Below are 13,281 nucleotides of genomic sequence, written 5' to 3' on the forward strand. Positions count from 1 at the left end.
GCTAATTGCTAATTGCTAATTGCTAATTGCTAATTGCTAATTGCTAATTGCTAATTGCTAATTGCTAATTGCTAATTGCTAATTGCTAATTGCTATTCAAAAGTAAAGTTGATAAAAATTCCACGTGTTTTTAAAGATTCAATGTTTCCGGTCCACGGACTATTAGGGTCGTTATCAGGAACTAATTCGTCGGTAATCGCAAAAACACCTCGAATAGAAGGGGTGAATTTGAAGTACTCTAAATAGAAATCAATACCAAAACCAAGTTCATAGTTGTAAACCCATTTCTTCATTCTAAAGGTGCCAGATTCATTATCATCAAGGCTTTCTTCGTTACTACCTAAGTTGAGTCCGGTTGAGGCACCACCTAATAAAAAAGGTTTGAAATTGCCAAACCGCTTTGTGCTGGCTTTTAATAGTAAAGGGAAATTAATATATGTAGATTTTACTTCTCTAATTGCATCTCGCTCATCATCAAAGCCAGGAAATCCCATTAATCTTGATCCGTAATGCAATCCAGGTTCAAAACGTACATCTAAAAATTCATTAAGGCGAACTTCACCAATCAATCCAACATTAAAACCAAAGCTCTTGCTTACCAAGATGTCTTGGGCATTTTCTTTGTATTCAATTTTGAAATCATATTGGTTTAAACCTAAGAAATAACCCCAGTTTAAGAGTTTCTTATCTTCGTTTTGTTTGTTCAATATGGGGCTTTCGTTGAATTGAGCACTCAACGTATTGGTCATTAAAAATGATGTCAATCCTATAAAAAACCATTTCTTCATATATCGTGGTTTACGATTGTAAGTCAACAATTTAAGAGAGCGTGCTAATTATACCTAGGCATTAGCCTTTTTTGCCACATAAATTGATGCAACCCCAAATGTTTGAGGTTTATTCGTTACATCTATAAACCCGATTTCGCGTAAAATATTGTTGAAGTTTTCGCCATGAGGAAAAACAGAAGCAGATTCGCTTAAATAGCCATAAGCTGAATTGTCTTTTGAAAATAATTTTCCAATTATTGGAAGTATGTTTTTTGTGTAAAAGTGGTATCCTTGTTTATATGGTGTTTTTGTAGGTACCGAAGTTTCTAGTACAACTAAAGAACCGTTAGGTTTTAAAACGCGTAATATTTCTGCCATACCTTTTTCTAAAGTTTCAAAATTTCGAACACCGAAAGAAACCGTTACGGCATCGAAAGAATTGTCTTCAAATAATAGGTTTTCACTATCGCCTACAACCATTTCGATAGTGTTGTTGAGATTTTTTTCTTTCACTTTGTCCTTTCCGACAGAAAGCATACCGGGAGAAATGTCAAGTCCCACAATTTTTTTTGCACCCGTTGAAATTAAAGCAATAGCTAAATCACCAGTACCAGTAGCAATATCTAAAATTGAATTCGGTTGTTCTTTTTTTAGTATTTCTACAACCTTTTTACGCCATTTAATATCTATTCCAAATGATATCACGCGGTTTAATCCGTCATAATTTTTAGAAATAGTATCGAACATTTTGGTTACTTGTTCTTTCTTTCCTAAATCAGAATCTTTATAAGGCGTAACTTTTTCGGGCATTTTATCGCTATTTTTTTAGCAAATATACGATTTAGCTAGTGCTTAATTCCATTTTAGCGATTTAGGTTGGTTGTTGATGCGGTAAACAATTGAAAATAAAGAATAAACTAATTTAATTATGTAATTTTGCGCCATAATAAATGCTATATTTTTCAAGTCTGCTTTTAAACAATGAATAATAGTTTAGAACCCAAAATTTGTACTTGACAATTAGCGATCGAATATAATAAATGAAGATTATAATTGCTGGTGCTGGGGAAGTAGGCTTTCATTTAGCTAAATTACTTTCTTATGAATCACAGGATATTACCTTAATTGACTCTAAAAAAGAGAGTCTGGCTTATGCAGACAATCATTTAGATATACGAGTTTTAAAAGGTGATGCAACTTCTATTGCGGTATTAAATGATGCTCAGGTAAAATATTCAGATTTGGTTATCGCGGTGACCTCTTCGGAAACAACGAATTTAACTTTGTGTATGTTGGCGAAGCAATTAGGTTGTAAGCGAACAATTGCAAGAATTTCGAATACTGAATTTATAAAGAATAAGGAGCTATTGAGGTTCTCAGATTTAGGTATTGATGAATTGATTTCTCCAGAAGCTTTAGCTGCTACAGAAATTCAAATGTTGTTGAACAAATCAGCCTTTAACGATACCTATGAATTTGAAGAGGGTGAGTTAATTATGGTAGGGGTGTCTTTATTGAAATCTGCCCCGTTCGTTGGTAAAATGGTAAAAGAAGCAGCTAAAATTTTCCCAGAGCTCCATTTTATGCCTATTGCACTGCAACGTACAGGAACTCAATATACTGTAATACCACGTGGCGATACTGTATTTAAAGAAGGTGACCAAGTATATTTCATTACCGTAAAAGAGGGTGTTGATGAACTTTATAAGCTTACCGGTAAGACAAAAACAGAGATTAAGAATGTAATGATTCTTGGCGGTAGCAAAGTAGGTTATAAAACCGCTAGAGATCTTTGTGCCAATAAATTCAATGTAAAGCTTATTGAAAAGAATAAAGAAAAAGCTTTTGAGTTAGCAGATGAATTACCGAATGCATTGGTAATAAATGGTGATGGTAGAAATGTTGAATTATTAGATGAAGAGAGTCTAGAGTCTATGGATGCCTTTATTGCGGTAACCGGAAACTCTGAAACGAATATTATGTCATGTTTGGTGGCAAAATCAAAGTATATAAAAAAGACGATAGCGTTGGTTGAGAATATGGATTATTTTCAGCTTTCTCATTCTATCGGTATTGATACTTTAATCAATAAAAAACTATTAGCAGCTAATAACATTTTTAGACACATACGTAAAGGAGAAGTAGTTGCCTTAATGCGTTTGAATAATTTAAATGCCGAAATTTTAGAATTTATAGTTAAGAAAAATTCAAAAGTTACAGGTGCTACTATACGAGAACTTGATTTTCCGAAAGCAGCTACTATTGGTGGTGTTGTTAGAGATGGTAAAGGTCATATTGCACTTGGCGGATTTAAAATACAAGAAGGTGATAGGGTTGTAGTTTGTTGTTTACCTTCAGAGATTTCTAAAATAGAACGAATGTTCCTTTAAGATGCGGCTTAATTTAAGAATCATAATTCATATAATGGGGCTTTTGTTGCTTTGCAACGGAGGCTTTATGCTTTTAGCGGCAGTAGTAAGTGGTATTTACCAAGATGGGGCTACTTTAAGTATTGCTTTGGCTTCTATTAGCACTATGTTCGTTGGGGTTTTTATGATGTACTATACCAGAGGTCATAAAAAAGAAGTAAAGCAAAAAGAGGGGTATATTATCGTTACTTTCGGGTGGATTGTGATGTCCATTTCTGGGATGTTGCCTTATTTATTCTCAGGTGCGGTACCAACGGTAACTAATGCTTTTTTCGAAACTATTTCTGGTTATACGACTACAGGGGCTTCAATAATGGATGATATTGAAGCAATGCCAGAGGGGATTTTATTTTGGAGAAGTTTGACTCATTGGATTGGGGGAATGGGTATTATTGTTTTGGCAATAGCCATACTGCCTTTGTTGGGAATAGGAGGTATGCAGTTGTTTTCTGCAGAAGCACCGGGACCAACAGGCGATAAATTGCATCCACGAATTACTGATACCGCTAAGCGTCTTTGGCTTATCTATTTTGGGTATACGGTAGCAGAAACTATCTTATTACAAATTGCGGGTATGTCGTTCTTTGATGCAATTAATCATGCTATGGCGACACTGTCTACAGGCGGTTTTTCAACCAAAAATGCAAGTGTCGCGTACTGGAACGATCAACCATTGATACAGTATATTATTATCTTTTTCATGTTTCTGGCTGGTAGTAATTTTGTATTAAGTTATTTCGCTTTTAAGGGAAAGGTTCAGAAAGTGGTTAAAGATGAAGAGTTTAGGTACTATTCTGGGTTCGTTATTGTATTTACGATAATAGTGGCTTTGGTGGTGTATTACCAGGCGAATATTACAGAGTTAACCCCTGGATATCCAATGGCGCTAGGTAAGGCGGAAAGTTCGTTTAGGCATGCGTTGTTCCAGATAATTTCAGTGATAACCACTACAGGTTTTGTTAGTGCAGATTTTACACAGTGGACACCCTTTTTAACCGTGTTTTTCTTCGGATTGTTTTTCTTAGGAGGTTCGGCAGGATCAACGGCAGGAGGTATAAAAGTAATGCGTCACTTATTGATTATAAAGAATGGTGTATTGGAGTTTAAAAGAACATTGCATACCAATGCCATCATACCTGTACGATATAACAATAAGACTGTAAAAGAGAAAATTGTCTATAATATAATCGGATTCTTTGTGCTATACATGCTACTCTTTATTATTGGGGCATTAGTACTAGGCTTTTTAGGATTAGATTTTGAATCTGCCATAGGTGGCGCAGCGTCATCTTTGGGTAATGTTGGTCCGGCATTGGGGAGTTTAAATCCTGTAAGTAATTTCAATAGTTTACCTGATTTGGCAAAGTGGTGGTGCGGATTTTTAATGTTGGCAGGTAGATTAGAATTATTTACTGTACTAATATTATTGACCCCTTATTTTTGGAAAAGAACTTAAGTTTAGTGAAACTATAGAGTATAAAAAAAGTCCCTTCAAATAAAGGGACTTTTTACGTTTTATGAATAGCTGAGGTTTATTTCAGTGCTTCTTTTATTCTTGATATTGCTTCCTTAATTTCCTTTACAGATGCTGCATATGAAATACGAATACAATTTCCGTTACCAAAAGCATCACCTGTTACGGTTGCAACATTGGCAGCTTCTAAAATGTACATAGAGAAATCTGAAGCATTATTAATAGTTGTACCATTGAATGTTTTGCCAAAATATGCGGTTACATCTGGGTATACGTAAAAAGCACCTTCAGGCTCGTTGCATTTAAAGCCTTCAATTTCATTTAGTAGACCTAAAATAAGTTTACGTCTTTCCTTAAATTCATCTACCATATATTTAATACGGTCTGGCGATTCTTCTAAGGCAGTAATTACCGCACGCTGAGCAATACAATTTGCGCCACTGGTGACTTGACCTTGTAGCTTATTTGTTGCGCGAGCTATGTAAGCAGGAGCGCCAATATAGCCAATACGCCATCCGGTCATCGCAAATGCTTTTGCAACTCCGTTTACAGTAACGGTACGATCAAACATATCTTCAAATTCTGCCATTGAAGCATGTGCAGTAACCCCGTAATTGATGTGTTCGTAAATTTCATCACTTACCACGATAATTTGTGGGTGGTTTTTTAAAACATCTGCAAGAGCGCGTAATTCCTCTTTGCTATAAATAGATCCACTAGGGTTACAAGGAGAGCTGTACCATAACATTTTTGTTTTAGGTGTAATTGCAGCTTCTAACTGATCAGGTGTCATTTTAAAATCGTTCTCTAAAGAAGTAGGTACTTCTACAGGTACGCCATCTGCCAACTTAACTATATCACTATAGCTAACCCAGTAAGGGCAAGGTAAAATAACTTCATCACCTGGGTTTAAGACAACCTGCGCAACGTTATATAAAGATTGTTTAGCACCTGTTGAAACAACAATTTGTGGTAGTTCGTATGAAAGGTTGTTATCTCTTTTGAATTTAGTGATAATGGCCTTTTTTAAATCAACGTAACCATCTACAGGTGAGTAAGAGTTATAGTCATCATTGATCGCTTGTATAGCTGCATCTTTAATGTAATCAGGAGTATTAAAATCTGGTTCGCCTAAGCTTAAACCGATAATATCTTTGCCTTCTGCTCTTAATTCACGGGCCTTAGCGGCCATTTCCAAAGTAGCTGACGGTGTAACGCTGTTAATTCTATCCGAAAGTTGATTGCTCATGGTTGCTCTTAATTTCTAGTATTGTAATGTAGGCTCTTTGCCTAATTCTTTTAAATGTTTAAAGTGCGAAATTATAGCTTTTCTAGTAGTTTTATACTCGTGATATGGTAAATTAAATTCCTGTGCCGTTTGTTTCACAATTTTCGAAATATTTGTGTAATGTACGTGACTTATGTTCGGGAATATATGATGCTCAACTTGGTGATTTAATCCACCTGTAAACCAATTCACGATTTTATTTTTAGTGCCAAAATTTACAGTAGTAAATAATTGGTGAATAGCCCAAGTGTTTTTCATAGTTCCAGATTCATCAGGTAAAGGTGTGTCTGCATCATCGACAATATGTGCCAATTGAAATACAACACTTAAGATTACCCCTGCAACATAATGCATTAAAAAGAATCCAATTAAAATTTTCCACCATGCAATATCTAAAATCAACATAGGTAGTACGACCCAAATAGTTATGTATAATAATTTTGTTACGATCAAGGTGCTCCAATTCATCGTTGCACTTGGTAATTTGCCGTAAGCCAATTTACGCTTTGTATACCTGTACATTTGCTGAAAATCGGTAGTAATAGCCCAGTTGAAGGTTAAAAGTCCGTAAAGCAACACAGAATAAAAGTGTTGAAACTTATGGTGTTTTTTCCATTCAGCATGTTTCGAAAAACGCAAAATTCTACCCGCTTCCATGTCTTCATCATGTTCATGAATGTTGGTGTAGGTATGGTGAAGCACATTGTGTTGTACTTGCCAATTGTAAACATTGCCGGCAAGAATATAGATGCTGCTGCCCATTAATTTGTTAACCCATTTTTTATTTGAATAAGCACCGTGGTTGCCATCATGCATAACATTCATACCAACTCCTGCCATACCAACACCCATAACTATAGTTAAAAGTATGTTAGCCCAATTTGGTAGACCTAACGTTAGTATTAAAAAATAAGGTGCAAGAAAAAGTGTGAACATCACTAACGTTTTTAAGTGTAGTCTCCAATTTCCTGTTTTCTTTAATTTATTAGTTTTAAAATAATCGTTAACTCTGCTATTCAAGGTTTTAAAAAACTTTGCAGAATCAGTTCTTGGAAAACGAATGGTATCTTGTGCCATAATTTGGTAATCTTTTACTTAGTATAATGTAATTGAATCTATAATTGTTTGATAGCTTAATTAAAAGCTAAATCTTTGCACCAGTGAAAATACTAATATTATCTACTTACAAATATAAGCATGACTGTTGAAATCATATTTGAAAATTTTCCCAATTTATCTGAAAACCAGAAACAAAATTTCAGAAAATTAGAGGAATTGTATAAAGATTGGAATCAAAAAATAAATGTGGTTTCAAGAAAAGATATAGATGAACTCTATTTAAGGCATGTTTTGCATTCATTGGGAATTGCAAAATTTATAACTTTTAAAGATGGTTCATCAATATTAGATGTTGGTACCGGTGGTGGCTTTCCTGGAATACCATTGGCTATTATGTTTCCTGAAGTTCATTTTACTTTAGTGGACTCTATCGGTAAAAAGATCAAAGTAGTGAACGAGGTGATTGAAGGTCTACAACTTACCAATGTTACTACTATAAATGCTCGCGTAGAGGAGATACCTGGTAAATTCGATTTTATCGTCAGTAGAGCTGTGGCGGCGATGCCAACTTTTGTACACTGGATAAAAGGAAAAATAAAAAAGGAATCAGCACATACGGTAAGAAACGGAATACTGTATTTAAAAGGCGGAGATTTGAATGACGAGTTAAAAGATTATAGAACCGCAGAGGTCTATAGTTTGACCGATTACTTCAAAGAAGATTTCTTTGAAACGAAAAAAATGGTTTATCTGCCGCTTAAATATAAAGGGTAAGCGTAAGTATTAAAGAAGAAATGAACTGTAATAAGCCTTCTTGTATTTACGGGCAAATTCTTTTAAATAATTCCATGTGTGGATCTGAATGCAGGTTATATGTAATCTTAAGTTATTAATAGTCATAAGCAATTGATTTTAAGTGAAGTACAAATTTCGTTAAATTACCTTTACTTTACAATTAATTAACGTTAAATTTACATTGATATTGCATTGAAGACATGTTAATATTTCTTAAATAATGAAAAAGCCCTCTAAATAAATTTGTTTAGAGGGCTTTTTAGCATCGTTTGTATGTTTTATTCACTCCATGGTGGTACAACTCCGTTTGTTCTTGCATAAGCAATAAGTTGACCTTTATGTTCGCCGTTATGCTCCATAATCGCTAGCAATCCGCCTAGTTTATTAGATTTCATAAAACCGAAATCAACTTCTTCGTTTAAAGAACCATCTTCAACATTGGTAATATTTTCTAGAACGAATTCGTTAGATTTTTTAAGAGCTGCAATGATGTTCTCTTTACCTGTAATTTTACCTAAGTTCATTACATCTACATCTTCTGGTGGAGCAAATCCTAATTTAGAGACTAAAAAGTAATTGCCACCTGCAACGTGTAAAAGAGCTTCGCCAACAGAGCTTATACCTTCTGCTGGTCTCCAATCGTATTTTTCTTCAGGAAAAGCTTCTGCAAGTTGTATCACTTGATGTTGATTTCCGGTTAAAACACCTTTTAATGTGTTCTGTGTTAATTCTTCTTGTGCGTAAGAAAAGCATCCTGTAAATAGGAATGCTGCGAGTAGTAACTTTTTCATAATTAGTGTATTAAGGTTGTTAAAAGTAAAATGCAATACCTGTAATGTAAGCTAAAAGAAGCGCTATGTCAAAAAAAAAGGCTGAATTTACATTCAGCCTTTAAAGTTATTTTTTATCCTAAAAACGGATACCTGTAATCAACAGGAGTAACAAAAGTTTCTTTTATTAATCTTGGAGAAACCCAGCGTAAAAGGTTTTGAGCTGAACCTGCCTTATCGTTAGTTCCAGAAGCCCTGGCGCCACCAAAAGGTTGTTGACCAACTACAGCACCTGTAGGTTTGTCATTGATGTAGAAGTTACCTGCGCAGTTCTGTAATGCTTTGGTAGCCTCGTCAATAGCATATCTATCTTGAGATAATACAGCTCCCGTAAGAGCGTACTCAGAAGTACCGTCGATTAACTGTAGCGTTTCGCTCCAATCTTTGTCATCGTAAACGTAAATAGTTACTACAGGACCGAATAATTCAGTTTCCATAGTAGTGTATTTTGGGTCTGTGGTTAAGATAACCGTTGGCTCAATAAAGTAACCTTTAGATTTATCAAAAGAACCACCAGCATATATTTCAGCATTTTCATCTTCTTTGGCTTGTGTAATGTACTTAGCCAATTTATCGAACGAACCTTCGTGAATTACAGCAGTAATGAAATTGCTCATGTCTTCAGGAGAACCAGGTTTGTTAAAAGAAGCGATATCGGCCTTAACATATTCTAAAATTTCTTTAGAAGTAGATTTTGGTAGATATACTCTTGAAGCTGCACTACATTTCTGCCCTTGAAATTCGAAAGCACCTCTTGAAATAGCGGTTGCTACTTGCTTGGTGTTAGCGGTAGGGTGTGCAAGAATAAAATCTTTACCACCAGTTTCACCAACTATTTTTGGGTATGTCTTATAGGTGTGAATGTTATTTCCTATTTGTTTCCAAAGTTCTTTAAATACATGTGTAGAACCTGTAAAGTGTATACCGGCAAAGTCTGGGCTAGCTAATACTGTTTCGGTAATCATTACTGGGTCGCCATAAACAACATTGATAACTCCGTCAGGTAAACCGGCTTCTTTGAAAATATCTACAATAACTTTTGCAGAGAAAACCTGAGAGTCACTCGGTTTCCAAACAACAACGTTACCCATCATAGCTGCACTTGCAGGTAAGTTACCGGCAATAGCAGTAAAGTTAAAAGGGGTAATTGCGTAAATGAATCCCTCTAAAGGGCGATATTCTACTCTGTTCCAAATACCTTCGGCAGAATCTGGTTGCTCTGCATAAATTTGAGACATGTACTCTACGTTAAAACGTAAAAAGTCAATTAACTCGCAGGCAGCATCTATTTCTGCTTGGTGAATATTTTTAGATTGTGCGATCATGGTGGCCGCATTGATCTTCGCGCGGTAAGGACCGGCAATTAACTCTGCAGCTTTTAAGAAAATAGCGGCACGTTGCTCCCAAGTTAAGTTAGCCCATGCATCTCTAGATGATAAACAGTTATCAATTGCAGATTGAACGTTTTCCTTATTGGCAGTATGATAAGTACCTACAATGTGTTTGTGATCGTGTGGTGGCGACATTGGCTTGGTGTTGCCTGTGCGTACCTCTTCTGAACCAATATACATTGGTACATCAACCGTGTTGTTGAAATATTCTTTGTATTGTTCCAAAACCGCTTCTCTTTCTGGAGACCCAGGAGCGTAGCTTTTAATTGGTTCGTTAAATGCTGTAGGAACTTGAAAAAATCCTTTACCCATTGTCAATTTTTTTAAATTAAAAAGTTAACCAAAGGTACTAAAAGGCTGTTGGACTAAAAACTATAAAAGACTTTAGTTAAGTGCGAAAGGTGCGCTAAATTTAAAAGTAGGAATGTATACTCTAAATTTTTGAGCATTGTCCATGATCACCATATTGTAATGACCTTTCATTGCGCCTATTGGCGAAGTTAAAAGACAGCCTGAATTGTAGGTGTGAGATTCGCCGGGCTGAATTACCGGTTTTTTACCAATAACACCTTCGCCGTCTAAGGTTTCCATATCATTCAAAGAATCATATATTTTCCAATGACGAGAGGTTAGTTGAACAGCATCTTTGCTTTGGTTCTCAATGGTAATTGTATACCCAAAAGCATAATGCATTTTGTAGTTTTTAAAGAACGTGCCTTCAAAAGTTGTTTGAACCGAAATTTTAATGCCTTTTGTAACCTGTGTTATCATCATATTTAATAGGTAAATACGCTTGCAGCGATTAATATGGTTATCGCAATAGTTCCTAAAATAACAAATAATGTGTTTAGGAAAAAATACTTTATAACTGTTTTAACTCTTCCTTGTTGATAGAAATTGCGCATTGCTTTGTAAAGGTAAATAGCGAATATTAAAATAAAAAATCCTTCGCTATTAATATTGAACACTGCGTTGATCAAATTGCTAACAATGAGCAAGATAAATAATAATGACTGATTGTGGAAACTAAAGATTAAATGATCGGTATAAGTGTATTTTTTTCTGATATAGACCATCCAAATAAAAATAGAAAAGAACGGTAGGAAGAAAAATGTGGTGAATGGCAGTTTTGAAATTAAAGAATTTACGAACGTTCCGGGTCGTTTTTCAATGTCAACCAAGCTGCTGGCTAAGTTAAATGCCATTTCATTTTCTTTGTTTTCTGGTATTTCAAATTTAGTTAAACCTTGTTCAAAATAATAAATGGTATCGTGCTTAATAATGATGTTGAAGAAGTCTATTTTGCCAAGAAAGCGGAGTGTTAGATTCTCTGTATTAATTTCTTTAAAATAAGACTTAGGATTTACTAAAATAGTAGAATCTTTATTGCTAATCCGATTTTTTAAAAACCTGTTAATCTGAAGCGAGTCTATTTGGGTTAAGGCTAGTTGTCGTTCTTCTTCACTATCAAATTCAATTTTACTAAATTCCTCATTAAGGTCGAAGATTGGTTTTTTATTTTCTGAACCAAATTTGTTGAAAGACTCAAGTTCACTATTATAGCTGATGATTAGAAAATAGATAATTGATAAACTCAGTAAAAAGCGAAAAGGGTTAGTATAAGAGAGACGTTTGCCCCGAATATATTCTTGTGTTATTTTGCCCGGTCTTAAAAGTAAGGCGGTTAAGGTTTTCCAAAGCTTAGAATCATATGAGAAATAATTCGCAAGAAACTCTTCAAAAAAATCAAAAAGGGTAAGTTTTTTGGTGCTATTTGCCTGAGAGCAATTAGGGCAAAATTTATCGCTAAGCTCTAATGGATGACCGCAATTAAGGCAGTCTACACCTCTGTATTTTAGTTTAAATCTGCCTGCTGGTTGAACGGCTGGTTGGTTCTCCATAATTTATGAAAAACGTAAATATACAGCTAGTTGGTGATATTTCTAGAATTGGCAGAGCCAATACCGATTATACTATCATACATATCCCCAAAGTTGCGGTAGTAAACTAGTACAAGGTAATTGTTTTCTGTAAAATGGAAGTTGCCGCCAACCTCATTTAATTTAATTTTCTCTCCGCCTTTCACGGCATATTTATAGTTGTAAAACCCTTGTTTCATTTTTAGCGTGGCTTCTAGCATACCATTTTTTTCATTGTATACCATTTTATTTTCGTCGGTAAGGGCGTAATTATTGAATTTGCCAAAGACGTAAACATCATCTAGGGCAATATATTCGGTATAGGGTAGGCTAAAGTATACGTTTGTGTATTCTGCTTCTCTAGAGGCATTGTCGCCCTGTAAAGTTCTGACTACAAAATCTCCATTGATGTCAGGAAAATAGGTGTATGGCTTATCGTTTCTGAAATCATCAGAAAATAAATAATGATTGTATAAGTCGGTAAGATCGATGCTAGAAATTTGCGAGCTTGGTGCTCTTAAGTCGCTAGTGTCGAATAGTAAAAATTCATTGCCGCCGTAAAAAGCAGTTTCTTGATCATATTTGTAGACTAGTTCATCGCCTAAAGTGTATTGAGGTGGTATATTGGTAATTGCAGTAGGCCAATAGTGATTTTGAAGTATCGCAACTTTAACCTCTTTCTTTGGGTTTATTAACCGTAAAGAGCCAGAGGTAATACTAAATTGTACCACTTGCTTTTCGTTGATAAAATTAAAATCTCTTGAACGTTTAATAGCAGTGGAAACGGCAACGATATCTTTATATACCACAAATCTTCTTGAGAATTGTAAGTCGTTGTTGCTATTGTAAACTTCTAAAATATAATTTCCGCTAACTTTTAAACGAACATTGTCGTTAGGTATGCTCAATTGATAATTCGAGTACGACTGTAATGTGCTATAACTATTCTCGTAATTGGTAATTCGTTGGTTGTCTACACCGTCTAAATACTGTGATTTTAACAAAGAAGAGGGTGTCCAATCATAATCGCAATGAATTACTTTGTAGTAATAGTCTTGTTCGTTGGCTAGAATATCATCGAACTCTAAATATATAGGCTCGCCAATTTTAATTACAGGAAACTGGTCTTCTGTGGGACCTTTAAAAACGATTGACTTTATGTTTTCTGGCGGATTTGCTTCTAATTGTACCTGGGCAACTATATTTTGCAAGAATAACAGACAAATAAAATGTTTAATGAAAATTCGCATTGACCCAGTAATTTTTAAGTAAAGGTAAACAAAAACGATGCCTAAAAAATATAGCTCGTTCTAATGACTAAATTAT

General features: G+C 34.9%; 12 protein-coding genes. 3 read left to right on the forward strand and 9 right to left on the reverse strand.

The features are described 5' to 3' along the window. Positions 1-92: 92 nt before the first annotated feature. Positions 93-788, reverse strand: coding sequence for a type IX secretion/gliding motility protein PorT/SprT (gene porT, locus CLV90_RS16960; protein ID WP_133688714.1), 696 nt, complete (start codon positions 786-788; stop codon positions 93-95). 54 nt (positions 789-842) lie between these two features. Beyond that, the gene (gene ubiE / locus CLV90_RS16965) at positions 843-1,580 is read right to left on the reverse strand and encodes a bifunctional demethylmenaquinone methyltransferase/2-methoxy-6-polyprenyl-1,4-benzoquinol methylase UbiE (protein WP_133688715.1); all 738 of its coding nucleotides are present in this window, start codon (positions 1,578-1,580) and stop codon (positions 843-845) included. 230 nt (positions 1,581-1,810) lie between these two features. On the opposite strand from ubiE, the gene trkA reads away from it, so the two are divergent. Beyond that, positions 1,811-3,160, forward strand: a complete 1,350-nt coding sequence (gene trkA, locus CLV90_RS16970; protein ID WP_133688716.1) for a Trk system potassium transporter TrkA — start codon at positions 1,811-1,813, stop codon at positions 3,158-3,160. Between the two features lies 1 nt (position 3,161). Next, positions 3,162-4,655 carry a TrkH family potassium uptake protein gene (locus CLV90_RS16975; RefSeq protein WP_133688717.1) on the forward strand — a complete coding sequence of 498 codons (1,494 nt, stop codon included), beginning with the start codon at positions 3,162-3,164 and terminating at the stop codon, positions 4,653-4,655. 76 nt (positions 4,656-4,731) lie between these two features. Here CLV90_RS16975 and CLV90_RS16980 read toward each other — a convergent pair whose 3' ends face one another. Both CLV90_RS16980 and CLV90_RS16985 read right to left on the reverse strand, forming a co-directional pair. Then, positions 4,732-5,922 carry a pyridoxal phosphate-dependent aminotransferase gene (locus CLV90_RS16980; RefSeq protein ID WP_133688718.1) on the reverse strand — a complete coding sequence of 397 codons (1,191 nt, stop codon included), beginning with the start codon at positions 5,920-5,922 and terminating at the stop codon, positions 4,732-4,734. 15 nt (positions 5,923-5,937) lie between these two features. Then, on the reverse strand, positions 5,938-7,038 hold the full coding sequence (locus CLV90_RS16985; protein WP_133688719.1) for a fatty acid desaturase family protein: 1,101 nt from the start codon (positions 7,036-7,038) through the stop codon (positions 5,938-5,940). A gap of 120 nt (positions 7,039-7,158) precedes the next feature. On the opposite strand from CLV90_RS16985, the gene rsmG reads away from it, so the two are divergent. Further along, the gene (rsmG, locus tag CLV90_RS16990) at positions 7,159-7,794 is read left to right on the forward strand and encodes a 16S rRNA (guanine(527)-N(7))-methyltransferase RsmG (protein ID WP_133688720.1); all 636 of its coding nucleotides are present in this window, start codon (positions 7,159-7,161) and stop codon (positions 7,792-7,794) included. A 299-nt stretch (positions 7,795-8,093) separates the two neighbouring features. Here rsmG and CLV90_RS16995 read toward each other — a convergent pair whose 3' ends face one another. From CLV90_RS16995 to CLV90_RS17020, 5 genes are all read right to left on the reverse strand, one after another. Continuing rightward, positions 8,094-8,606 (reverse strand): DinB family protein, encoded by a 513-nt coding sequence (locus CLV90_RS16995; RefSeq protein ID WP_133688721.1) that lies wholly within the window; start codon positions 8,604-8,606, stop codon positions 8,094-8,096. Positions 8,607-8,719: 113 nt separating this feature from the next. Then, entirely contained in the window at positions 8,720-10,348 is a 1,629-nt protein-coding gene (gene pruA / locus CLV90_RS17000; RefSeq protein ID WP_133688722.1) for an L-glutamate gamma-semialdehyde dehydrogenase, read from the reverse strand. Positions 10,349-10,420: 72 nt separating this feature from the next. Beyond that, positions 10,421-10,807, reverse strand: a complete 387-nt coding sequence (gene apaG, locus CLV90_RS17010) for a Co2+/Mg2+ efflux protein ApaG (RefSeq protein WP_133688841.1) — start codon at positions 10,805-10,807, stop codon at positions 10,421-10,423. 5 nt (positions 10,808-10,812) lie between these two features. Then, the gene (locus CLV90_RS17015; RefSeq protein WP_133688723.1) at positions 10,813-11,937 is read right to left on the reverse strand and encodes a DUF3667 domain-containing protein; all 1,125 of its coding nucleotides are present in this window, start codon (positions 11,935-11,937) and stop codon (positions 10,813-10,815) included. A gap of 26 nt (positions 11,938-11,963) precedes the next feature. Beyond that, a complete protein-coding gene (locus CLV90_RS17020) occupies positions 11,964-13,205 on the reverse strand; it encodes a type IX secretion system plug protein (RefSeq protein ID WP_133688724.1) in 1,242 nt (413 codons plus the stop codon). Positions 13,206-13,281 lie beyond the last annotated feature (76 nt).

Source organism: Maribacter spongiicola (genome assembly GCF_004364165.1).
GTDB classification, from domain to species: domain Bacteria; phylum Bacteroidota; class Bacteroidia; order Flavobacteriales; family Flavobacteriaceae; genus Maribacter; species Maribacter spongiicola.